The organism is Paenibacillus liaoningensis (assembly GCF_059609455.1).
In genome coordinates this window covers 58652-81495 of the sequence record NZ_JCAALU010000009.1, presented here as the reverse complement: position 1 = coordinate 81495, position 22844 = coordinate 58652, and the positions used below count along the sequence as shown (strand labels likewise).

The 22844-nt window shown below is 49.7% G+C and carries 21 protein-coding genes; 10 read left to right on the top strand and 11 right to left on the bottom strand.

What is annotated here, in order from left to right; genetic code table 11:
• Positions 1–38: 38 nt before the first annotated feature.
• Entirely contained in the window at positions 39–521 is a 483-nt protein-coding gene (locus tag AC6B99_RS14800; RefSeq protein WP_235533186.1) for a CcdC family protein, read from the bottom strand.
• Between the two features lie 203 nt (positions 522–724).
• Here AC6B99_RS14800 and AC6B99_RS14795 point away from each other — a divergent pair, with 203 nt between their 5' ends.
• The 3 genes from AC6B99_RS14795 to AC6B99_RS14785 all read left to right on the top strand — a co-directional run bounded on the left by AC6B99_RS14795 (position 725) and on the right by AC6B99_RS14785 (position 1454).
• Positions 725–865 (top strand): hypothetical protein, encoded by a 141-nt coding sequence (locus AC6B99_RS14795; protein WP_494881034.1) that lies wholly within the window; start codon positions 725–727, stop codon positions 863–865.
• A gap of 216 nt (positions 866–1081) precedes the next feature.
• Positions 1082–1309: a type II toxin-antitoxin system RelB/DinJ family antitoxin gene (locus tag AC6B99_RS14790; RefSeq protein WP_494861043.1), complete on the top strand. Its 228-nt coding sequence runs from the start codon at positions 1082–1084 to the stop codon at positions 1307–1309.
• A gap of 10 nt (positions 1310–1319) precedes the next feature.
• Positions 1320–1454, top strand: a complete 135-nt coding sequence (locus tag AC6B99_RS14785) for a Txe/YoeB family addiction module toxin (RefSeq protein WP_496663622.1) — start codon at positions 1320–1322, stop codon at positions 1452–1454.
• 119 nt (positions 1455–1573) lie between these two features.
• On the opposite strand, the gene AC6B99_RS14780 is transcribed toward AC6B99_RS14785, so the two are convergent.
• On the bottom strand, positions 1574–2665 hold the full coding sequence (locus tag AC6B99_RS14780; protein WP_496663621.1) for a hypothetical protein: 1092 nt from the start codon (positions 2663–2665) through the stop codon (positions 1574–1576).
• A 357-nt stretch (positions 2666–3022) separates the two neighbouring features.
• On the opposite strand from AC6B99_RS14780, the gene AC6B99_RS14775 reads away from it, so the two are divergent.
• The 3 genes from AC6B99_RS14775 to AC6B99_RS14765 are packed head-to-tail and all read left to right on the top strand — an operon-like array spanning position 3023 to position 7082.
• Positions 3023–3481 (top strand): MarR family winged helix-turn-helix transcriptional regulator, encoded by a 459-nt coding sequence (locus AC6B99_RS14775; protein ID WP_056036661.1) that lies wholly within the window; start codon positions 3023–3025, stop codon positions 3479–3481.
• Between the two features lie 12 nt (positions 3482–3493).
• A complete protein-coding gene (locus AC6B99_RS14770; protein WP_496663620.1) occupies positions 3494–5239 on the top strand; it encodes an ABC transporter ATP-binding protein in 1746 nt (581 codons plus the stop codon).
• On the top strand, positions 5232–7082 hold the full coding sequence (locus tag AC6B99_RS14765; RefSeq protein ID WP_496663619.1) for an ABC transporter ATP-binding protein: 1851 nt from the start codon (positions 5232–5234) through the stop codon (positions 7080–7082). The genes AC6B99_RS14770 and AC6B99_RS14765 overlap by 8 nt, the downstream gene beginning before the upstream one ends.
• 103 nt (positions 7083–7185) lie before the next feature.
• On the opposite strand, the gene AC6B99_RS14760 is transcribed toward AC6B99_RS14765, so the two are convergent.
• Positions 7186–8772 (bottom strand): hypothetical protein, encoded by a 1587-nt coding sequence (locus AC6B99_RS14760; protein WP_496663618.1) that lies wholly within the window; start codon positions 8770–8772, stop codon positions 7186–7188.
• Positions 8773–9285: 513 nt separating this feature from the next.
• Between AC6B99_RS14760 and AC6B99_RS14755 the strand changes: the two genes are divergently transcribed.
• On the top strand, positions 9286–9705 hold the full coding sequence (locus AC6B99_RS14755; protein WP_496663617.1) for a putative RNA methyltransferase: 420 nt from the start codon (positions 9286–9288) through the stop codon (positions 9703–9705).
• Positions 9706–9886: 181 nt separating this feature from the next.
• Here the strand turns inward: AC6B99_RS14755 and AC6B99_RS14750 are convergent, their stop codons facing one another.
• The 4 genes from AC6B99_RS14750 to cls form a co-directional block, all read right to left on the bottom strand.
• Positions 9887–11386 carry a catalase gene (locus AC6B99_RS14750; protein WP_496663616.1) on the bottom strand — a complete coding sequence of 500 codons (1500 nt, stop codon included), beginning with the start codon at positions 11384–11386 and terminating at the stop codon, positions 9887–9889.
• A 172-nt stretch (positions 11387–11558) separates the two neighbouring features.
• Positions 11559–12410, bottom strand: coding sequence for a winged helix-turn-helix transcriptional regulator (locus AC6B99_RS14745; RefSeq protein WP_496663615.1), 852 nt, complete (start codon positions 12408–12410; stop codon positions 11559–11561).
• The gene (locus AC6B99_RS14740) at positions 12392–12781 is read right to left on the bottom strand and encodes a Fur family transcriptional regulator (RefSeq protein WP_056036648.1); all 390 of its coding nucleotides are present in this window, start codon (positions 12779–12781) and stop codon (positions 12392–12394) included. The genes AC6B99_RS14745 and AC6B99_RS14740 overlap by 19 nt, the downstream gene beginning before the upstream one ends.
• A 561-nt stretch (positions 12782–13342) precedes the next feature.
• Positions 13343–14788, bottom strand: coding sequence for a cardiolipin synthase (cls, locus tag AC6B99_RS14735; protein ID WP_496663614.1), 1446 nt, complete (start codon positions 14786–14788; stop codon positions 13343–13345).
• 147 nt (positions 14789–14935) lie between these two features.
• Between cls and AC6B99_RS14730 the strand changes: the two genes are divergently transcribed.
• The gene (locus AC6B99_RS14730; RefSeq protein WP_056036644.1) at positions 14936–16252 is read left to right on the top strand and encodes a deoxyguanosinetriphosphate triphosphohydrolase family protein; all 1317 of its coding nucleotides are present in this window, start codon (positions 14936–14938) and stop codon (positions 16250–16252) included.
• Positions 16253–16694: 442 nt separating this feature from the next.
• On the opposite strand, the gene AC6B99_RS14725 is transcribed toward AC6B99_RS14730, so the two are convergent.
• Positions 16695–17657, bottom strand: a complete 963-nt coding sequence (locus tag AC6B99_RS14725) for a nucleoside hydrolase (RefSeq protein ID WP_496663613.1) — start codon at positions 17655–17657, stop codon at positions 16695–16697.
• Between the two features lie 150 nt (positions 17658–17807).
• Here AC6B99_RS14725 and AC6B99_RS14720 point away from each other — a divergent pair, with 150 nt between their 5' ends.
• The gene (locus AC6B99_RS14720) at positions 17808–17888 is read left to right on the top strand and encodes a hypothetical protein (RefSeq protein ID WP_442952536.1); all 81 of its coding nucleotides are present in this window, start codon (positions 17808–17810) and stop codon (positions 17886–17888) included.
• 106 nt (positions 17889–17994) lie between these two features.
• Here AC6B99_RS14720 and AC6B99_RS14715 read toward each other — a convergent pair whose 3' ends face one another.
• Positions 17995–18951 carry a D-alanyl-D-alanine carboxypeptidase family protein gene (locus tag AC6B99_RS14715; RefSeq protein ID WP_494861062.1) on the bottom strand — a complete coding sequence of 319 codons (957 nt, stop codon included), beginning with the start codon at positions 18949–18951 and terminating at the stop codon, positions 17995–17997.
• 271 nt (positions 18952–19222) lie between these two features.
• On the opposite strand from AC6B99_RS14715, the gene AC6B99_RS14710 reads away from it, so the two are divergent.
• Positions 19223–21091 carry a sulfatase-like hydrolase/transferase gene (locus AC6B99_RS14710; RefSeq protein WP_494861064.1) on the top strand — a complete coding sequence of 623 codons (1869 nt, stop codon included), beginning with the start codon at positions 19223–19225 and terminating at the stop codon, positions 21089–21091.
• 109 nt (positions 21092–21200) lie between these two features.
• Here AC6B99_RS14710 and bcp read toward each other — a convergent pair whose 3' ends face one another.
• On the bottom strand, positions 21201–21668 hold the full coding sequence (gene bcp, locus AC6B99_RS14705) for a thioredoxin-dependent thiol peroxidase (RefSeq protein WP_494861066.1): 468 nt from the start codon (positions 21666–21668) through the stop codon (positions 21201–21203).
• Positions 21669–21737: 69 nt separating this feature from the next.
• On the bottom strand, positions 21738–22799 hold the full coding sequence (locus AC6B99_RS14700) for an asparaginase (RefSeq protein ID WP_496663612.1): 1062 nt from the start codon (positions 22797–22799) through the stop codon (positions 21738–21740).
• Between the last annotated feature and the right edge of the window lie 45 nt (positions 22800–22844).

The window sequence follows — 22844 nt, the reverse complement described above, 5'->3', positions numbered from 1 at the left end:
TTCCCCCTTAGGCAGCTCTACCCTTTATCCGACTCCATCTATGAAGAAAGCTTGTACAATCTGAGATAATCATTGACCATCGCCAGCCGCCACGGAATAATCATGCCGAAGGCCACGAGATAGAACATCGCCCCCGTCTGCGGAATCGACATATATTGCTCCACAACGCTGTGCAGTGCCATTCGAATAATGAATAAGGTCAGCATGATGAAAATAAAAGCTTTGGAACGCCTGACATAAATATCGGCATCAATACGCTCCAGCCGGGTCGATACGACCAGCGGAAAAGAAAATATCAATAGGCCTGTCCCGAATGCCGCGACCCCCCAGCCCCATGGAATATGAGTCATAGGTGCCAGGAACATCATAAAACCGGTCGACATGCCGACTGGCGGGATAATGATTTTACGAAGGGTAGTCGGCTGCTTGCCTGCCCGGATACGCAATAAGATGAGCATAAGCCCTGCGATAGCCGACATTATAATGAAGCCTACCTGAATCGTTTCAGTAGACAGCTGCACCGCCCTTTTCCCCCTTGCTCTTAAAAGAATGCCTTTTCTTTCTTTATCCTACTTCAAAAAACAGGCCGCTGCAAATATTGTCTAATCTCTTAAAACCGCTGGTTCTAGCGCGTTCTGAATGAAGCGGTCAACACCTCGGATGGCGTTCATTTGTGACAAGAGAAATAAGGAACCCAGGGCGGTTGTGAGACAAACGCCCCGCTTTGGCGCCAAAATCGTATTCGCGAACAGGCCAAATTCACAGCATCTATGCGCCTGCCGAGCATCCATACGGCACGGTTCACAAAACAGCAGACGATGCATACCGCGCCGAGCTGACCGAGCTGCTGGAGGAGGATGATTAGATAGGGCCTTTATTTGTAACAACAGCATTGAAACCACAAATAATAGAAAAAGCTATGCAATCAACGCTCACTTATTCAACTGGTGCGCGTTCATTCAATCCGTTAAACCATGGCAATCATTTTTAATTAAAAGACAGAGTAATGCGCACATTGTATTCATAATGTACATAATATATAATACACTGTAAATAATATTAATAGAAAGAGGTGTTGAAAATGGCACAAACCAATATCAATATTCGTATGGATGAAGACCTCAAAAAAGAGGCGGAGTCTCTATTTTCGGATTTGGGGCTGAATATGACTACGGCGGTAAATATCTTTGTTCGTCAGTCCATACGCCAAGGTGGAATTCCTTTTGAAATCACAACCCAAACAGATCCTTTCTATAATCCGGCCAACCTGAGAAGGTTGAAGCAATCCATCCAACAAATGGAGCTATGAAGGGATTGGAATGCCAGAGCCGCTTCGCGGGGATCTATCCGGATATTGGAGTCGTCGCATTGATGATACCAATCGCTTAGTCTATCGGATTCAAAATGGCATGATTGAATTTTATGCTTTTCGCACACATTATGGGGATAAATAGTGCTTCAACAAATAATAGAAAAAGCTATCCCTGAAGCCGTTCAAAAACGGTGTAGGGGATAGCTTTTGTCATGGCCTGCCTTGTATTCAATGCTAGCTCTAGGCAGTATTTATACGAATCTAGTTATAGTAATTAACGGTAGGCGCAGGCTCGATTCCATTTGCATAGTAGAAATTCAAGTCGCTGACAAAATCAATAACCTTGTTCGTATTCAAGTCATAAACTAAAATTTGGGGATTTCCGAGCATGTCCAGCAAGCCAAATCGTCTTGGCGTTGTATACCCTTTCGTATCAACAAAGGTTTGAAAATACTGCGTTGGAGGGCCAGAGGCGAAGGACGAATAGTGATACGTGAATAATGTATCTTCCTTCAATACTATAAGTACGGCATTGTTGGAGCTTGCATAAGTAGAATGATAGTCTACCGCCGTTGTAATATAATTCACTCGTGCATCTGAAATGCTATGAGTGCGTGATTGATAGTTGCCTCCATAAGAAAAATAATACTCTCTCTCCCAATCCAATTGCGGGTTCGTATTCGCAGCATTGGTCGTATTGGCAACCTGCTTATTGTTGAGATATAAATCATTATTCGAATACTTCCATACCACGGATTGCAAAAGATTTGAAACGCTATTATATGATATGGCGCCATTTGGAGCGGAAGCATTGGACTGGATAGTATAGGTGTCTCCTACTGTGCCCGTAGAAGTAACTAATAGTCCAAAGTCGGCAGCCGGCAAATTGTTGGCAGCTGACAGATTGCCGCTTGTATTGCCGATGCCTGTCGGATAAGCCGTTCCCGTACTCCAATCAATCTGGTACAAATCTACACGGTAGCTGGCATTGGCAGATTGAGTCCGAAAAATGATGCTGCGTGCTGTCGCCAAACTAAAGAAATAAAAATTTTGCGGATTGCTCGCCGTTAATGAGCTGCTATGGAACAGGATATCTCCTTCCACATTATAATTTAAGCGGCTTGCCGCATTTGCTGGATTCGGTTTTTTCAAAAGATCGGACGCACTGAGCGCTACACCGCTTTCCCAATCGGTTTGAATGCTTTCTACTTCCCCGATTAAATCAGGTTCTGCTTGAACAGCGGGCAGCAATTCCGGTTGATTAAAAGTGACGGCTTCGGCTGAAATAGGAAGAGCCATTACGAAAAACAGCATGAGAACTAAAAAAGGCGTAGTCACGTACTTTCTTTTCATTGTCTTTTCCTCCATCTTTTTCGATTTTTCATTTCCGTAAAATTCCCATAAAAATACCATAACTGATTATTCCCCATTAAAAAAATATACCCCTCCCTTATCTGCCTATTAGGTTCCAATCAATTATGTTATAAAATAAGGAAATTATGTTAATCTCAATTCATATTTTAATATAGTTACCAATAACATTCAATACAAATTTATACAAAAATACTTTTTGTAATACCACAATGAATACTGGGATTAGGCTGCATGACGCTAAGGATAAAGCTTGACGGCGGTTCCAGCCTCGTTTTAAAATATAGTTAGTCGACAAACTAATTTCTGCATGATGTTCAAAAAGAGAGGGGTGCCGCTATGCCATTTCGCAGAGGGCCTGACCATATTACGCGGATTTTCCGCCATTTAACCCGTCAGCATCAGAAGCAGCTGCATGCCCAGCTCCAGGATTATGATCTTTATCCGGGGCAGCCGCCGCTGATGTTCGCCTTGGAGCGTGGACCGGGACGAAGCCAGAACGAGCTGGCACAGGAGCTTGATATTAAAGCGGCAACGCTGACCGTGATGCTGAACCGGATGGAGAAGAACGGCATTGTCCGCAGGGAAGCCGATCAACGAGATCAGCGCGTATCGCGCATTTTTATGACCGACAAAGGAAAAGCGATGCTTGGCAAGCTGCGCGAGACGCTTCACCTTCTAGAGGAGCAGTCGCTGCAAGGCTTCAGCGAGGAAGAAAAACAAATCCTCAAAGGGATGCTGCACCGAATTGGCGATAATATAAACGCGATGAACCCTGCCGAGGGAAATCAGGATTAGAGGAAGTGGACGATGTTCAAGCTTGCGCGATATTTAAAACCTCACTGGGTCGCTGTATTGCTTGCCCCATTGCTGATGGTTTTGGAAGTATGCATGGACCTGCTCCAGCCTAAGCTGATGGCGAGCATTGTCGATGAAGGCATCATTAAAGGCGATTTAAGCCATATCAAAATAACAGGCTTATATATGCTTGCAGCCGCATTAGTTGGCCTGATTGGCGGGGTTGGCTGCACCGTATACTCCAGCATTGCCTCGCAAAAATTCGGAGCCGATCTGCGCGGCGATTTATTCCGCAAGGTACAGACGTTTTCCTTTCGAAACCTGGATGAGCTTAAGACCGGATCGTTGATTACGCGGCTTACGAGCGATATTGTCCAGCTACAGACAATGGTGCAAATGCTGCTGCGCATTTTTGTCAGGTCGCCAATGCTGGCCATTGGCAGCATTATTATGACGATTACTATTAGCCCGAAGCTGGCGCTCATTCTGGCCATTGTCGTTCCGCTGCTGTTCATCGTTATGTTTGCGCTGATTCGCTCTACTCTGCCGCTGTTTGCGAGCATGCAGTCGAAGCTGGATGCGGTAAATACGGTGCTGCAAGAAAACTTTACCGGCATCCGGGTCGCCAAAGCATTTGTCCGCTCCACCTATGAAAACGAGCGGTTTGGCCGTGCGAATCGGGATTATACGGGCTCGGCTATTAAGGCGATGCAATTGGTCGCCATTAATATGCCGATTCTCACTTTTATTTTGAATGCGGCGATTGCTGCCGTGCTCTGGTATGGCGGTCTTGATGTGCAAAAAGGTACGCTGCCCGTCGGCGATTTAATTGCTTTTATTAATTATGTGACACAGGTTATGATGTCGCTGTCGATGATTGGGATGATGCTCGTCCGCTTCTCGACGGCGAAGGTTTCTGCACAGCGCGTGCAGGAGGTGCTTGACACGTCATCGGAAATTCGCTCAGCCGAATCGGCTGCCCAACATAACGATACAACGGGAGAAGTGGCGTTCGAGCATGTTTCATTCGCTTATGCGGGCATAGCTGCGGCAGAGAAGGCGTATGAGCTGCGCGACATTAGCTTTACAGCTAAGCCGGGACAGAAGCTCGCTTTGATTGGAGCAACCGGATCAGGCAAGTCTACGCTAGTCAGCCTGATTCCTCGGTTGTACGAAGCCACACAAGGGCGCGTGCTTCTGGACGGTGTTGATGTGCGCGACATTGAGCTTAATAGCCTGCGCAGCCATATTGGCATCGTGCTTCAGGAGTCGATTTTGTTCACGGGCACCATTCGTGAAAATATTTGCTTCGGCAAGCCAGAGGCCACCGAAGCCGAAATGCTTGCCGCCGCCAAGGCCGCGGCGGCGCATGATTTTATTACCCGCCTTCCCGAAGGGTATGACACGCAGCTTGGCCAGCGCGGCGTCAATTTGTCCGGCGGGCAGAAGCAGCGGCTGTCGATCGCTCGTGCGCTGCTGCTCCAGCCATCGGTGCTCATTCTCGATGACAGCACGAGCGCCATCGATATGGGAACGGAGGCGAAGATCCAAGCGGCACTGAGGCAGCTGATGCACGGACGCACCAGCATTATAATCGCGCAGCGCATTTCCTCCGTCATCGACGCCGATCATATTATCGTGCTCGATGACGGGCAAATTGCCGCAGAGGGCACCCATAACGAGCTGCTGCGCACCTCTGAGCTTTATCAAGAAATTTACCAGTCGCAGGCTGGCAAGGAGGCGACCGTTCATGGCTGATCCTAAGCATTTCTCTCCTAGTGAGCGCCCGCCAGCGTCAGCGCCGGCTCTGCCGAACCTTGGAATGCGCGGCGGTCCTCCGGGCATTCCAACTGCAAAAGCCAAGCCCAAAAATACGCTCCAGACGCTGCGCCGTATTTGGAACTACTTGAGCCGCTACCGCGCAACGTTAATAAGCGTGCTGCTTGCAACAATAGGCGCAACGCTGCTGTCGCTCGCCGCGCCGTATCTCATTGGCCACGCCATCGACCAATACATCATTCCGCGCAGCTATGACGGACTGCTGTCGCTATGCTTCCTGCTGCTTGCTGTATATGCAGGCAGCTCTGTGCTGACCTGGCTTCAGCAGAAGCTGGTTGTAAGCGCATCCCAAAATACGGTGCTGGACATGCGCCGCGACCTGTTCGGCCGACTGCAGCTGCTGCCGCTTCGCTTCTTCGACGGCAAGACGAACGGCGAGCTGATGAGCCGGACAACGAACGATATTGAAAATGTGTCCAGTACGCTCAGCCAAAGCGTCACGCAGCTGTTGTCCAGCGTCATCATGCTTGCCGGATCGCTCGCCATTATGCTGTCGCTCAATCTATGGCTGACCCTGCTTAGCATGGTAACGATACCGTTCGTGCTGTTGTTCACTAAGAAGGTGGCGGGCTTCACCCGCCGTTTCTTCTCCAAGCAGCAGCAGCATTTGGGCGAGCTGAATGGCTTTATTGAGGAAACGGTAGCCGGGCAAAAGGTCGTGCAGGTGTACCGCCGCGAGCAGCGGGCTGCGGAGCAATTCGATAAAATGAACGGCGAGCTGACGAATGCGAGCATTCAAGCACAAATTTATTCAGGAACAATCGGCCCCTTCATGAACGTCATGAACAATCTCAGCTTTGCCCTTATCGCTGCCGTTGGCGGCTGGATGGCGCTGCATGACTGGACGACCGTCGGCATCATTGTCAGCTTCCTGAACTACTCGAAGCAATTCCAGCGCCCTTTGAACGAGCTTGCGAATCAGTTTAACTTGCTGCAATCTGCTGTGGCGAGCGCCGAGCGCGTATTTGAGCTGATCGATACCGATACGGAATACGAAGGCGATGGCACCAAGCAGCTTGCAGCATGCAGCGGCCATGTCCGCTTCGACGACGTATCGTTCAGCTACCGCGAAGGCCATCCGATCTTGAGCCATGTATCGCTCGAGGCCAAGCCTGGACAGATGATCGCTCTCGTTGGTCCGACCGGAGCCGGCAAAACAACGATCATTAATTTGCTAACGCGCTTTTATGATATTGACCATGGCAAAATTACAATCGATGATGCCAATATTCGCGAGCTGGACCGAAACAGCCTGCGCCGCCAGCTTGGCATTGTGCTCCAGGATGCCTATGTGTTCTCCGATACCGTTCGTGAAAATTTGCGTTACGGTCGGCTGGACGCCTCCGACGCGGAGATTGAGCAATCAGCGCGGCTGGCGAACGCCCACAGCTTTATCAGCAAGCTGCCTCAGGGCTATGACACGCCGCTCACCGCTGGTGGCGGCAACCTCAGCCAAGGGCAGCGGCAGCTGCTGACCATCGCCCGCGCTGTGCTTGCCGATCCGTCCATCCTCATTCTGGATGAGGCGACAAGCAGCATTGATACGCGGACGGAAATGCATATACAGGCCGCCATGCACAAGCTGATGGAAGGGCGTACCAGCTTTGTGATCGCCCACCGTCTCAGCACGATTCGCCAGGCGGATCAAATTCTCGTCATTGCGGACGGCGGCATTAAAGAGCGCGGCACGCATGATGAGCTGTTAGAACAGCAAGGCTTGTACTATGAGCTGTATATGAGCCAGTTCCAGCGCAGCGGCTAGAGCCGCAAGCAAGGGCAAAGAAGGCGAGCGGAGATCACTCCGCTCGCCTTTGGTTTTTTTTCAGCATGGTTTGCCTATTTGATAAGATCGTTCATAGCTGCTTCTACTTTTTTAATCCGCCTGACAAAATGAGCAGCAGCTGCCGTTTGGAAAGGAACATATGCGCGGCCACATACAGGAGCAAAGGCGGAAGGGCAATCCAATAGCCGTACAGCCCTCCAATTGTCCTCATGACTGCCTCTCCTGATTGGCTGAGTATCTCCGCGCTTCGTGTCATTTGCATAAACATCATTACAGGCGACCGATGAGTATCTGTAATATACAGATAGGAAGGCACGAAGTTGCCGTAATTCAGCGCTGTTTGAAGCAGCAGCATGCCGCCTGCAGCGGACAGCAGCGTGAGAATAGACAGCTTGGCCTCCAGCCGAAGCACAGCGGCGACCTCCCAAACTGCCGCTGCCGAGAAGCTGGTAACTGTTACAACGGCAAACAACGTATTCAACATTCCCGTCTCTCGAATGGTCATATAACTGGATATTTTAAACGGTTGAATGGTTAACAGGGTAATAATTGAAAGGGCAATAGAAGCTGACCACACGATTATTTTTTGCTTGGATCTAAAGGCCCCAGCCATCGCCATTGCAATCACGACCGCCGGAATCGCTCCCGCTAGCGAAATGAGGAAATATAATAAAATAGAGGAGCCAAAAGACGGCCATCCCTGCTCTGGCAATGGCTCAAACGAGCCGCCTTCCACCCAATAAGGCAGAAAATAAATGATTGTAAATAGTGCAAAAACCACAGCTGCTGTAATGGCGCGTCCCGCATAACCAACCTTTTTCTCTAGCTCTCGTTCTCCGCGGAAAGTCGCCTTGTAAAGCAGGCGCAGCGGAATGAACAGGAGCAGCAAAGACACGGCCGACAGCAGCATTTGCAGCACATTGGCGGCGGCGCTGGAACTGAAGTTGGCCTGCATCAGTCCGGATCTTAATATATACGTGTCCAACACATCCGTTGAGCCCATAGTCACCGGATTCGACAACAGAAAGGTCATGGAAAACAAACCGCTGCCTATAAAGGCAAGCGATGAGATGGCAAACAGGCCTGCCCCTTTGACTGGCAGCCAAGCATCCCTGCGGCTCCGGCCCTCACCCGCAGCAAAGATGATAGCGATAGGTATACCCGCATATTTCAAAGCGCTGAGCAGCGGATGCAGAATGCTCATTACCGATTCCTGCAAAAATGGCTCGCTGCCAAGCACATACATCCACCAATGGCTGTAGACGCTAGCAGGCACAAAAACAATCAAGGCTCCCAGCATAACGACTCCCTGCCGCACCTTGGAAGGCAAGGCAAGCAGGGCATACCCCGCTAGAGCCCCAAGCACAAATACGAGGCCCGCAAACTTCAGGTTAAAGGTGACTGTGTTGCCTACGACATGCATAAACTCAGATGATTCCATTAAAGCTCGCAAATGTTGAAGCCCCACCCAAGCCGAGTCCGTCATGCCAGCAAACGGTTTATAATCCTTCATGCTCATCATGATTTCTTTTCCAAAGCCAACCAATGCCATCAATAAACCGATACCCAAAACAATCAAAGAAACTAGCGTATAAACCTTTGATCCTGTAGTCTCGCTATCATTATTGGTTGGAACTACATGCCCGGCATACGGGTTCTCAGTACTCATCGCTGTTCACATCCCGTTCTTTTATAATCGCCATTTCCGAAACAATATTAACCATAAAACGCATTTATTACAACACCTTTATAGAGTTTGTGAGAATAGGAATTTTGATTCCCGCCCCTTCGCGATGGGAGCATTGCTCCTTAGTGGCGCACTCATCAAAAAACCTGTCCACTCCAATAAGCGAGCCTTTTCCCGATAGTGATCAGGAGAAGGCTCGTTGATTTTTTGCTATAATCTATTGAGGGAAGCGCCCTTCGGCAGCTTCTGCGTCCAAATTCATCAGTGGGAGTGTTAACTCGGCATGATCATCAAATTCATTCGTTTGCGTTAATGAGAGGTACAGAAGGATGAGCCAAGCTTTTTTCGCGCAAAGGAGCTAGGTTTATTTATCTGTGCCTTCTTTCATTTACACAAATCAAATGAATGAGGTGCTTTTTGCAATGCGTGAAAATAGAAAAAAGCTCGCGGTGGCGTTAACCTCCCCCCGCTTATTCCAATTTGCTCCGCTGCCCGATGTGCACAGGCTCCATGCAGCTGCGGGACGGCCGAAGCCTGGTGTGCAGCAGCAAGCATAGCTACGATCTTTCGAAGCATGGCTATGTTCATTTTCTAAGCCGCCCTGTGCGGACAAAATACGAAAAAACGCTATACAACAGCACGGATAGCAGTCACAGCACGAATCTTAAGAGGAACGTTTACGATAACCTTGCGACTATAGAGCGTTTTAGCGATTATTTTGAAGTGCTGGGCAGCCGGCGGCTGCACTACCGCTTTCTTTTGCACCAGCCGCTGATTGAGCCTTTCATTGCTATGACGCCATTGTCCTGGAGAATGAAGGAATCGCTTGTAAAGCAAATAAAACAGAGGCCTGCGCTTGAAGTAACAGTCGACTTGACGGTCATCATTGGGGGGAGAAAAACGGCTGTTTACTAACAGCTGCAGCATAATTCCCCAACTGCTTGATGCAGGAGGATAATAAATAAAAGCAAACAGGCGGAGCCCCCATTTATCAGGGTACCCGCCTGTTTTTCTTGCCTTTTTTCTGCCATTTGTCTGCTGCTTCATTCTTCTATTCCATATAAAAGCATCCTTTTCCGCTGTACCCTGAGTCCGCTTAACGCTGCGGCATATGCTTGCGAATATCTACGCCCAGCCCTTCAGACAGTCTCATCCCCAGCTCCACGTTGGCCCGGAAAAAGTTGCAAATGGCACGCAGCTGAATATCCGCGTTAGTCTGCCCCAAATCATTGATCAAATTTTTCACCAAGTTGTCCTGCTGTGGTTCCGCAAGGGAAAGATAACGTTCGCCTGCCTGCGTAAAATCATCGGTTTTATCGATTTTCTGGCGACTGGCAAAGCCGTGAACAGGAACAGCATGGTCGGCGTGGTCCTGCCCAGCTTCCTGCGGGCTTGTGCTCAAGCTGTTTGGCTCATAATTGACGCTGGAGGAATCGGCCTTCATCGTCATCGCCCCGTCACGCTGATGGTTGCGGGCAGGCGCATACGGGCAGTTGACTGGAATATGCAAATAATTCGCGCCCAAACGGTAACGCTGCGTATCCGGATAGGAGAATAAACGGCCTTGCAGCAATTTGTCCTCCGACGGCTCAATGCCCGGCACTAAGGCGCTCGGCGAGAACGCCGACTGCTCCACCTCGGCAAAATAATTTTCCGGGTTGCGATCAAGTGTCATCGTACCGACTTTATGCAGCGGGTACATATCCTCCGGCCACGTCTTGGTCGGATCGAGCGGATCAAAGGAGTAGCGCTCCATATGCTCAGGAGGCAGCAACTGCACATGCAAATCCCATTCCGGGAAATCTCCTTTTGCAATGGAATCGTGCAAATCCCTTGTCGCATGGTTAAAATCGCGCCCTTGCATCTCCGAAGCCTCCTCAGCGGTGAAATTGCGCACCCCCTGCTTCGATTTCCAGTGGTATTTCACGTAGGTCAGCTTGCCTTCGGCATTAATCCACTTGAACGCATGCACGCCAAAGCCATCCATTTCCCGGTAGGTCGCAGGCGTGCCATCGTCGGAAAACAGCCATGTCAGCATATGCGTCGATTCCGGCGACAGCGTCATAAAATCCCAATAGCGGCCAGGCTCCTGCACATTCGTCTGCGGCGACGGCTTCAGTGAATGCACCATATCCGGAAATTTCATCGCATCGCGAATGAAGAATACCGGAAGATGGTTGCCCACAATGTCCATATTGCCCTCTTGCGTATAAAACTTCACCGCAAAGCCGCGCGGATCACGCGCCGTCTCAGGTGAACCCGTTCCATGAATGACGGTCGAAAACCGGACAAATACCGGCGTCTCCACTCCCGCCTCCTGCAAGAAATGAGCTTTCGTATGAGCAGCCATGCTGTTCTCTACGCGGAATACGCCATGCGCGCCAGCGCCTCTGGCATGGACAACCCGCTCTGGAATACGCTCGCGGTCAAAATGCGCCAGCTTCTCCAGCAGATGATAGTCCTCCAGCAGCGTAGGGCCGCGCTGTCCGGCCGTGCGCGAATTTTGGTTATCGGCAACAGGCGCGCCTTGATTGGTCGTCATGTAGTTCGCATTAGATTGATGATTCGTATTCGTTACATTCGTCGTATTGGTCATCGTTATTACCTCCGAGTTGGATTTAGACTTGGTCTAAATATTTAACCTTATTATAGCGAGACCAAACGATGCCTGTCATGAATTTTAGATGAACGTATGATGAAGATCGGATGAACACCATTTCATATAAAAAATACCACTGAGGGCTGCTATACCCCCAGTGGTATTTTCATTAAGATGAAGCTGCCTCATCCGCCAGCCGATAGCCCGCGCCGCGCACCGTCACAATATATTTCGGCGCTACTGCGCTGTCCTTCAGCTTCTTGCGGAGCGACTTAATATGCACATCTACTACGTTGCTGCCGCCGAGAAACTGGCTGCCCCATACGGAATCGAACATCGTCTCGCGTGAGAGCACGGAGCCGTCGGACGTAATAAACATGAGCAGCAGATCGTATTCCGTCTTTGTCAGATCAATGCGCTGCTCGCCGCGGAAAACGGCCATTCTTTTCAGATCGACCGTCAGATCTTTATAATGGTAGCCGGATACGACCACTGGGCTCGATTGTGGCTGCTGCTCCATCATGCGGTTGATTTGGTTAACGGCCTCCTGCGGCACTGCCGGCCATTCAATCATAGCTGCGGCATCAGGCAGCAGATGGCGGATCACCCCTGCCGAAGCGCCTGCGAGGAACAAAATCGGCACTCCCTTAAGATGGGCCGTGTGCTGCAAAGCAGCCTGCAGCGCTTCTACCGCATCCGTGTGGCCTTGGACATACGGCGTCGCATCATAGATCAGCAGCTCGGGCTGCAAACTATACACGAACGCTCTATTCAAATCGTGCAGCGTAAATAGATCAAAGCAATCTGCGGCAAGCAGCTGCAGAAGGCTATGCACCCGCTGCGGGAACGGACTGACAACCATAACCCGCTTCGTCATGGAGCAGACCGCACCTTCCAGCAGCATATCTGCGTCCGCCTGCTCCGTGAAACCCGGCTCAAAGCTGTCCTGATTCAGCCCGGCAAGCTTATTTCCATTTAAAGCTGTCTGTTTGTCCTCATTCGTTACGATTGGCTCGCGCATGACTCGCAAACCCCCTCTAACACAATATGTGAATGGTGAATAATGAACCTCGTTTCCTCCGCAACTCGGCGCGTCCATTCCTGCGGCACCTCAATCATCACTTCTTCAATACGCCCACATTTGCTGCACATGACATGCTGGTGCTCTTCCGTACGCCCATCGTAACGGCTAACCGCCTCACCAAGCTTGAGCTCGCGGATCACCCCTGCATCGGTTAAATAACGAAGCGAATTGTATACCGTTCCGTAAGCAAAGTTAAAGCCTTTGCTCCGCAAACGTTCAATAATATCAGCTGCTGCCGGATGGTCGTGAGATTGCTGGATCACGTCCAAAATCGCCTTGCGCTGAACCGTTAAGTTTAGTTTTGCCATAAGGCCTTCATTCCTTCAATTTTTGATTTAGACTAAGTATAATTATGTTGTCAAAATCAGTCAACCCCACCTCTATGCCCTTATGGCCTATTGCCAAAATCAAGCTGAATCCAAGTGCTCAAGACTTTGGAATCATTTTGCGAAAAATAAGGAATTGTAATATTCTGAATATTTACAAATTTCAAATAATAAGATATGATGTACCTATCCTAATCGAGAGGGGATAGCCCGTTGGAGTAGCGTAAGCGAAGCATGTCACCCATTTAAACGGAGAGGAGATTGCAAGGATCATCCGGACATGCGGGAACTCACCATAATGAGCAAGCGAGAAGGTTGCACCGTCACCCAGTCTAGCAATACCAATAATTCAAGCAATACTTAACTTTGATAGTTTGGTTTTCAATGAGAGTTCATTCGGTTATGGCAAGTGCAATAATGAATGGAAGTTGTACATGGAAATGCGAACTTTGGAATGGAGCGTTTGAATAAATTGAATAGAAGTGAGTCAGAAAGTTAAAGGGATTCCGGTTATCATCGATAAGCGGAATCCCTTTATGCTGCCTACAGAATCGGTGAGAGCAGCCGGCTGATCGACTCCTTGAAGCGTTCAAAGAGCGGACGTTTTGCAAACTCGTCTTTCTGTAGCTTGATACTATTTTCAATATCCGCCTCGAAAATCTCCTTTAATTGTCCCGCGGTACTTTCCTCATAAATAAAAGCGTTCATCTCAAAATTCAGCTTAAAGCTGCGAATATCAATATTCGCTGTTCCCACCGAAGCGATCTTGCCATCGATGACAATCGTCTTGGCATGCAGGAAGCCTTTTTCATACAAATAGCATTCAATGCCGCCTGCCAGCAGCTCGGCAATATAAGCGCGTGTCGCCCAATAAACAAAGAAATGATCGCGTTTTTTCGGAATCATAACCTGCACCTTCACACCGGATTGGACGGCAATTTTCAGGGCGGTCATTAAGCTTTCGTCTGGCACAAAATAAGGCGTCTGCAAGCAAATCGACCGTTTTGCCGAATAAATCATTTTAATATAAGCATCTTTAATTTGCTGATCCTCGGAATCTGGGCCGCTGGCTACAACCTGCATCCCAATGCCGCCGCCTTCTTTGATTACCGGAAAATAGCTGCTATTCAGCTCCACCGTGCCTGACGACGCGAGATTCCAATCCATGAGAAACTGTGCCTGCATTTGATGCACCGCATGTCCATTCACCCGCAAATGCGTGTCCCTCCACTCGCCGAAATGCTTGTCCAAGCCCAAATATTCGTCTCCCACATTAAATCCGCCAATATAGCCGGTCATGCCGTCGATAATAGCCAGCTTGCGATGATTGCGATAGTTCAGCTTTAAATTTACATAAGGAATGCGCGAGGGGAAAAAGGCTTGCGCTTTGCCGCCTGCTTCCCGCAGCTTGTTGAAAAACGACCGCGGCAGTCCCGAGCTCCCGATGTGATCATAGAGAAACTTGACCTCTACGCCTTGCTGCGCTTTCGCTACCAACGCTCTGAGCAGCCTGTTGCCCAGCACATCATTACGCACAATGTAATACACCAGATGAATATGATGCTCTGCGGAGGAGATATCCGCAATCAGCGCGTCGAATTTTTCGTTGCCCTCGGTATAAATGCGAATGGCGTTATTTTGCGAGAACAAGGCGTAGCTGCTGACCAAATTCATAAAAATCATATCCCGGTAGTCGTTCGTCTCGGCATCATGAAAAACAGTATTGCGATCCTGAAGCTGAAGCTTCTGCCGATCCACGGTATCTTCTATGATGCGCTGGCTGTCTCCGAGCAGCTTGAACAATTTGCGCTTGCGCAGTTGCTGGCCGAGAATCAAATAAAGAATAAAACCGAATACAGGAATGAAAGATAGTACCATAATCCAAGCCCAAGTAGAGCTGACGTTGCGTCTCTCCAAGAAGACAAGGGCGAAAGCGAGCAATATATTCAGCAAGGTGAAGATGAAATAAAAGTCTTGATACGTAGTCATCGCTAAAGCTCCCCCGTTATGCCATTTACAACATGCACATTTTTTTATAATTAATCAAATCATACTCTATGGGCGGTATATGTTCAAACATGAAAGTATGCTACAATTTTTCAAAAGAACTGCTGGAGCGGCATGGGAGGAACAACAATGGACTTACGCAAGCTACGATTGGACGAACCTGCGCTGGGAACTTTCAGTGAAGAACGAGACGAATATGAACGGGACTATGCCCGCTTGATTCAATCCCCCGCTTTTCGCAGGCTGCAGGGAAAATCTCAGGTGTTCGGCGCTGGTTCTGGCGATTATTACCGCACGCGGCTGACGCACTCGCTTGAAGTTTCCCAAATCGCCCGTGAGGTTGCGCGGAGACTGGGCAAGCAATATGCCTTTTTAGCTAAAAAAGAACATCCCGGCCTGATGCTCGATCCCGCCGTCGTCGAAATTGCGGCGCTGGCCCATGATCTGGGCCATCCGCCATTCGGCCACAAAGGCGAAGAGGTGCTCGATCACCTGCTTCATGAAGAGCATGGCATGACCTATGAAGGTAATGCGCAAAACTTCCGCATCCTCATGTTTCTGGAGAAGCGCGCCGGCAGCGGCAGCGGGCTTGATCTGACCGCAGCCGTGCTGCTGGCTACGAATAAATACCCTTATTCGCTGGATGAGCCCGGACGTCTTAAAGGGCTGTACAGCTCCGAATGGGCAGATATTGAGCAGCTGCGCCATTCTTGGAAAATGCCCAAGGGCCGTTCCACCCTCGAAGCACAGCTGATGGATTTATGCGATGATATCGCTTATTCCACCCATGATATTGAGGATGGCATCCGTGCAGGCAAAATCCAGATGAATCGTACGTTTTTTGAAGATCAGCGCCTGATTGACCATCTGGTACAGGAAATTGTTGAGGACCAAGGCAATATGGAGGTTGGCTGGCATCAGGTGGACATTCCCGCGATGGTGAAGAAGGTGCTCGCCGCTTATTTGGAGCAATGGGAAGAGCTGTATGCGCTGTACGATCAGGAAACGTCGCGCACGCGCAGGGAGATGAAAGCGCGCTGGGTCAGCGTTTTTGCCGGAAAGGTCGGCATTATTGACTCCTCTACACCAGGCTGGAAGAAGGTTACCTTCGTCAAGGATGGACAGCAGGATCTGGAGCTGCTGCGGACGATGGAAATTCTCAAGAAGCTGGCATGGGTGACGCTGATTAAAGATTTCCGCGTCCAACGACTGCAAAAACGCAGCGAAATTATGATCCGCAGACTGTGGGAGAGCTTCCGCATCCCCGAGCACGGACGGCTCATCATTCCGCCAGACTGGATTGCCAATTATGAGCAGCATAAGCAAAACTGGACTTGGCCGCGCTTCGTCGCGGATTATATTTCCGGCATGACCGATGCTTATGCGGAGAAGGTCTACGCTGAGCTTTATGCTAGCAAATCGGGCTCGATCTATGAAATGGACTAGCGTTAATTTAAAGCGTCGTTCTAGCATTGGTGAAAAAAGAGGCTGCGCTGCATGAAAAGATTGGCTTCCGATCGTCATTGCCCTTGAATGTCATCGAATGAGCGACCACAGGTGGACATTCAAGGGCAAAAACGAACGCTAACGCTTCTCCAGTCCAACCTTTTCATTCCGCTCCGCCTTTTTCACCATGCTTCTAGAAAAACATTTTAAATATGCCGCTTAAGTGTGTTACTTAAGCAAAAAAGAGATGAAGCGCGTCAGCCTCATCTCTTTCTTTTTTCTAAAATGAATTCGGAAGCCTCTTCATATTAATAAACCGCACGACAAGTCTTGAAACGTTTTATTCACAGTCACTCTTACATTGTAAGATGCAGCAAAAACAATGCAGCAAAAGCAAACCAAGTATCCTTCCTGTTTCTAAAATTTCCGCTGGACAGCCTTCTTAAGCCGGATTAATCTCAGCGCTGCAAGCCAGCTCCGTTATATAGTCGAAGAAACGCTCCGGCTCCACATCGTACACGAGGCTGACCGGACGGCCATCCGCCGCTTCTATGGTGCGCCCTTGGCTGGGGCCATGCGCGATCGCCTTGCTGTGGACCGTCTTCATCGAGACGAGGCTTGAATCGCCCACCGTTGCCGTTGTTAGAACATCCCACAGGTAATACGTCGAATTCGTCTCCATATATACAAGCGGCGGACAGGCGGCGTAACATTGCCCGACAAAATCCATACCCTCATGACGGCGCAGCGAAGCCCAGCGATTGCGAATCGGCACCGTCAGCGGCACCTTATTCGTGCTTTCCAAAGCAACGAGGAAGATCGGAATTTCGCTGGCCCATACCCGCTCTACCGCTTCCGGGTCCCAGAACGCATTCCACTCTGCGGTCCCATCATGCTCCGGCTCCTGCACATTGCCTTTCTCATTGAACGTTCCGCCCATCCAGACGAGCTTCTCGATTTTCGCTTCAATATCCGGGGCCTCATCTAATGCACGGGCTAAATCCGTCAGCGGTCCAGTGAACAGCAGCGTTGTTTTCTCATCCGAGGCGCGAATCGCTTCAATCATATGAAGATGGGCCGGCAGCTCCGCCTCACGCGTCTTAATCTGCTCCGGCTCGTTAAGGATCGGCAGCGCGTCGACGAAAAAGGTATGCATCCGCCATTCCGCAGGAAATGGATTGCGCCCGCGAGAATTGGATCTCGCTACCTCGACGCTTGCCGAGGCATCGCCGCGTCCAAAGCGGTCAATGATTTTGCGGCTGGCTTTCATGCCGGGCTCCAAATAGCCATCAGCCGGGATGACCGATACACCGACTAGCTCTACCTCTTTCATTTGCAAAACTAGAAATAAAGAAACGAGATCATCTACTCCCGCATCATGATTGTAATAAAGCCTGGTTCCCATCAGCATCCATTCCCTTCACTTGTATAAATTGATCCTTAATTTGTCCATCCTATAGCTGAGGAGGTGAGCTGTCAATGGCAAAGGACGTATTGTGCTTTCGTCAATTCCTGCAAGTTCTGAACCGCCGGCAACCACTGCGGAGCTGCTTCGATTTTTGTAGCAAGCAACCGCGGCAAGCGGGCGTCCGAATCTGCGGAAACAGACTGCCGCACATTCGAGGCAAAGATCTAGATATCGTTCTGAAGCGGATAGCAAAGCGGCAATATTTTCACAGAAAAAAGCAGCGTCTACCCGCCTGAGCTTATGCCCAGACTCGGTAAACGCTGCATTTCCGCTATTATTTGCTTACTGGAATGGCGTTGTAATATTCCTCCAGCGTCTCGTCGTTATCCGTCAATTCCTTCGCCAGCGCCTTGCCTACATAACGAAGATGCCACGGCTCGTATTTATAGCCGGTAATTTTATCTTTGCCTTCAGGATAACGGATTATAAAGCCATATTCATAGGCATGCTTGCCCAGCCATACCGCCTCATCCGTACCGCCAAAGCAGCTTTCGGCTGCACATTTGCCGTCGCTTCCAGACACGTCAATCGCAAGCCCAGTCTGATGCTCGCTCGTCCCCGGGATAGCGCTGTACGTTCTGGCTTTCTCCAGGCCATCCTTTTTCACATAACGATCGAACAGCGCCTTTTGGGTCGCTTGCGAACGGTAGGCCGACACACCAGCTAAATAAATTTTGTCCTTCTTCGCTCCTGCAAACAGCTCTTCCAAAGCGTCCGCCGCTACTTTGCGCATTTTGCGCTTATCGATTTTCTCGCTGAAAATAAATGCCACATCCGGATATACCAGCTCGGAAGGCTCGTAATCATCCGGCAGCTTGTTTTGCTTATTCACTAGCGCCGTGACGCTTTCCGGCTCCGCTACAACGGCTAAGCCTTCATCCAAATCGCCAGAAGAGCTGCCGCTGGAAGGCTTTGCTGTTGCCTTCGGCGTTGCTGTCGGCTCTGGGGTCGGCTTCACAGTCGGAGATGGTGTAGGAGCAGGCGTTGCCTCTTGCGTTTCTTCTGCTGTTGCCGTTTCTGTCGCCTCCGGCGTCGTACTTTCCTCGATCGGCGATACGGATGGCGAAGCGTCCACCTCGGCACTCGCTTCCACTGTTGGCGCAACAACTGCCGCTGTATCACCTGGCGCTTGAGCCGCCGTTTTATCAAACTTCACAATTACTATAACAGCCATCGCAATTAGGCATAAAGATAACAAAATAACGACCGCTCTTCTGCGTTTTCTCTTCATGATGCACTCCTTATATGGTTTAATTTACAGGAAAAAGGGTAATAAACGATTAGTCTGTTCTTTTTATACTATACCTAATAGACTTCAATCTGTCTTAAAAGGTTGCCGAAATTTCCTATGTAATTTTTGTGAGCCTCCTCCGCGAATATGCGGCATAGGGCTAATTTTGCATTTTGACATTCTACTATAGGAAGAGGCATAATAAGTATGAATTTATCGTAAATTTACGAGGGACTCGGCCTTAATTTGTCGAGGGAAGGTAGGCGATACTTTGACTTTATCTGCACCAAAACGTCTGTTCAGCACCAGACCGATTATTGTTTTCTCCATTATTGTTCTTTTCAAAAGCTTTCTTACTTGGATGGTTGTATTCGGAAGCCCGTCGTGGAGCACCTTGTTCAAGGAGGTTCCATTTGCGTTAATCGTCTTTTGCCTCATTGAGTGGTTCGCAACAAAACGCAAGCTGACGTATTATTTAACAGCGAATTTGCTAATAACAGCCATTCTCTTTGCTGTGCTGATGTACTATAAATATTACGGCGTCATCGTCACCACCTCTGCCCTAAAGCAGGTCAATCAGGTAACGGCGGTTAGCAACAGCGTATTTTCACTGATGGACCCGTATTATTTACTCGTCTTTATTGATGTAATCCTTATGTTTTATTTTCTCGTTCGCAAGCAGAAGGCGCAGTATTGGAAAACCGCCAGCCAGACTCGTGTGAGCAAAAGAATGCTAACGACCGTCTTCGCGGTATCGCTCGGCCTGTGCCTATTCAACATTTTGCCGAATAGCGCGAGCATGAATGAAATTGTGAAAGCCGAGCAAATGGGCATCCTGAATTATGAGGCCTATACGATTTTTGGCAAAAAAGAACCCGAGCTTGTTGATTCCTCTACCATTACGCAGGAGAAGATCAACAGCCTCAAGACGCTTGAGCCTGTCGCTGCGCCGCAGCTGCAAGGGGCTGCCAAAGGCAAAAACCTAATTATTATCCAGCTGGAATCATTCCAAAATTTCCTCATCGACCTCACCATTGACGGCAAGGAAATTACGCCGAATATGAATAAGCTGGCGAAGGACAACTATTATTTCAAGCATTTTTACCAAGGCGTGGGTCAGGGCAATACGTCTGATGCTGAATTCATTGTAAACACGTCCTATTATATTCCGCCTAATGGCGCAGCTACCCAAGTGTATGCTGGCAAGGTGCTGCCGAGCCTGCCGCGGGTTTTGACGGAAAACGGCTATGATACGGCGACGTTCCATACGAATGTCGTGGAGTTTTGGAACCGTGGCGAGCTGTATCAGGCGCTTGGCTTCAATCGCTATTATGATAAAGCCTTTTTCGGTGAGGACGATACGGTGTTTTTCGGCGCTTCCGATGAGGTGCTTTATAAGAAAACAGCGGCTGAGCTGGAGAAAATGGATAGCAAGGAACAGCCATTTTATGCTCAAGTCATTTCGATGACCGCTCACCACCCCTTCACCATACCGGATACGAAGTATAAAATGGAGCTGCCTGAGCGTTACGAGGGCACGTTCGTCGGCGACTACATTCGCGCCCAGAACTATGCGGATTACGTGCTTGGCCAATTTATTGACGATCTCAAGCAGCGCGGCCTCTGGGATGACAGCCTAATCGTGTTATACGGCGACCATCTGGGCTTGCCGATTTATTCGCTGGATCGCGATGATAAAGCGCTAATGGAAGAAATTTACGGTTATGAGTACAGCTATACCGATATGATTAATATTCCGCTTATTATTGCTTCTCCGGGCATTACCTCGCCGAAGGAGTTTGACCAGCTTGGCGGGCAGGTTGATTTGCTGCCGACGGTTTCGAACTTGCTTGGTGTTTCGCTGGATAAGCAAATTCATTTCGGCCAAGATCTGCTGAACAGCAGCTCGTATAACCTGCTGCCACAGCGCTATTATTTGCCGACAGGCTCCTTTGTCAGCAGCAAAGAGCTGTTCCTGTCCGGCAGCGGCTACGACGATGGCACCCATCACCCGCTCGCAGGCGATGGCATGGAAAGCGCCAAGAAAGCAACCGAGGATGAATACAACCGCGCGCTGGAGCTGCTCCAGCTCTCCGACAGCTACGTTAGCCAGCTGCCAGACCGCGAACCGCAGAAATGACGCAAATAAGCGGCAGGCGGGATCAGAGCATAATGCTCTAATCCTGCCTGCCGCTTTATTTTTCACAAAATCGCTTGTCATCTATCATGCTGTTTGCCTGCCGCGCCTGTTAGGCCTGTTTCGCCGCCTCCAGCACTTCCTGCACATGGCCCTCAACGACGACACTGCGCCATTCTTTCGCCAGCTTGCCCTCCTCGTCGATCAGAAAGGTTGAACGCTCGATGCCCATAAATTCCTCTCCATTACGGCTGCGCAGCTTCCATACGCCAAACTGCTCGGCAACCTGATTTTCCGTATCCGAGAGCAGCAGGAAAGGCAGCTCATGAGCAGCAATGAACTGATCATGTGACGCCAGATCGTCAGGGCTGATGCCTATGACTTCGGTATTGAACGTCTTGAATTGTCCATTGTAATCTCTAAAGTCACACGATTCCGTCGTACAGCCCGGTGTCATATCCCGCGGATAAAAATAAATGACCAGCTTCTTGCCCTTATAATCCTGCAGCGATACGTCCTTGCCATTCGAGGCTGGCAATGTAAAATTCTCAACCTGTTGTCCAATTTGCACTTGCGTCATGTTCAATCAGCTCCTTCGTATTGGATATTTCCACTTGCTTTGCTTACTCAAACAACGATAGCATGTCCATCAGCGAGATGCTACAAACTCATAGAAAAGCGGTGTGTTCATCACAAACTCGCGAATTTGCTGCTTATCGGCATAAAGGGAATAAGCAAGCGTCAGCTTCATAAGCGCCGCGTCCACCGACATATTTTCGATAAAGGCCACTCCCGCCTGCTGCAAAGCGACCGACGACGCGTATAGCGTCTCCGAGCTGTCCTTGAGCGGACACAAATACAAGTCTACGCTATGCTGGGCACAATACCCGGCGAATGCAAGCAGGGAATGGCGCTCGCTCGCACTCGTATTCGCCGTGCTGGAGTGGAACAGATCGTGAACGACAGCCTTCGGCGCTTTTTGCCCAAAATCAAAATAGTCATAGGTCATGCCCAAAAACGGCTTCACATACAGCAGGCCCGATTGCAGCTTATCCTTGCCAGCGGTGAACGGGCTCGGGGCAGGCTTGCGAGAACGCAGCTCCTGTGCAGATGGGTTGTAAGGATGCTCGTTGACGATCAGCTTGCCCTCGCTCATGATGCCATAATGCACGTCATACGGGCATTCCAATTGGTCGGTGAACGACACCGCCTGCGTGACGCGTGTACCCAAATACACGATAGCCTCGCCTGCACTATTTTCATAGACGACGTAGACGCCCTTCAGCTTCTCGCCATCTATGAACTCAACGGCCGAGGCGAAGTTTCGCAGACCATTGCTGCGCGGATCGCCAAGCGGATAGTTGCTGGCCACCAGCACAATCGGGATGGGACTATCACACAAAATATAGCTAAGCATCGCGGCCGAATAAGCAAGCGTATCCGAGCCATGGGTGACGATAATGCCGTCATATTGGGACAAGTCCGCGCTGCGGATCGTTTCAATCAACACATTCCAATCGTCTGGCACCAGATTTTCGCTGAGAATATTCAGCGGCTGCACGCATTCCAGCTTTACAGACTCGCGGTAACGGGGGCCCGATTGATAGCCTTCAATAATCGCATAGGAGCCTGCTTCACGCACGCTAATCGCTCCTGCGCCAGATTTGCTGCCAATCGTCCCGCCCGTGAAAATAACTAGAAGATTGCTCACTTGGTTTCCTCCATATCCAGCAGCTTTGAAGGTCGCCCTTCGCAC

Coding starts and splice junctions, on each gene's coding strand:
- AC6B99_RS14790 (WP_494861043.1), top strand. CDS start 1,082: ATGGCACAAACCAATATCAATATTCGTATGGATGAAGACCTCAAAAAA.
- AC6B99_RS14785 (WP_496663622.1), top strand. CDS start 1,320: ATGCCAGAGCCGCTTCGCGGGGATCTATCCGGATATTGGAGTCGTCGC.
- AC6B99_RS14780 (WP_496663621.1), bottom strand. CDS start 2,665: ATGAAAAGAAAGTACGTGACTACGCCTTTTTTAGTTCTCATGCTGTTT.
- AC6B99_RS14775 (WP_056036661.1), top strand. CDS start 3,023: ATGCCATTTCGCAGAGGGCCTGACCATATTACGCGGATTTTCCGCCAT.
- AC6B99_RS14770 (WP_496663620.1), top strand. CDS start 3,494: ATGTTCAAGCTTGCGCGATATTTAAAACCTCACTGGGTCGCTGTATTG.
- AC6B99_RS14765 (WP_496663619.1), top strand. CDS start 5,232: ATGGCTGATCCTAAGCATTTCTCTCCTAGTGAGCGCCCGCCAGCGTCA.
- AC6B99_RS14760 (WP_496663618.1), bottom strand. CDS start 8,772: ATGAGTACTGAGAACCCGTATGCCGGGCATGTAGTTCCAACCAATAAT.
- AC6B99_RS14755 (WP_496663617.1), top strand. CDS start 9,286: ATGTGCACAGGCTCCATGCAGCTGCGGGACGGCCGAAGCCTGGTGTGC.
- AC6B99_RS14750 (WP_496663616.1), bottom strand. CDS start 11,386: ATGACCAATACGACGAATGTAACGAATACGAATCATCAATCTAATGCG.
- AC6B99_RS14745 (WP_496663615.1), bottom strand. CDS start 12,410: ATGCGCGAGCCAATCGTAACGAATGAGGACAAACAGACAGCTTTAAAT.
- AC6B99_RS14740 (WP_056036648.1), bottom strand. CDS start 12,781: ATGGCAAAACTAAACTTAACGGTTCAGCGCAAGGCGATTTTGGACGTG.
- cls (WP_496663614.1), bottom strand. CDS start 14,788: ATGACTACGTATCAAGACTTTTATTTCATCTTCACCTTGCTGAATATA.
- AC6B99_RS14730 (WP_056036644.1), top strand. CDS start 14,936: ATGGACTTACGCAAGCTACGATTGGACGAACCTGCGCTGGGAACTTTC.
- AC6B99_RS14725 (WP_496663613.1), bottom strand. CDS start 17,657: ATGGGAACCAGGCTTTATTACAATCATGATGCGGGAGTAGATGATCTC.
- AC6B99_RS14715 (WP_494861062.1), bottom strand. CDS start 18,951: ATGAAGAGAAAACGCAGAAGAGCGGTCGTTATTTTGTTATCTTTATGC.
- bcp (WP_494861066.1), bottom strand. CDS start 21,668: ATGACGCAAGTGCAAATTGGACAACAGGTTGAGAATTTTACATTGCCA.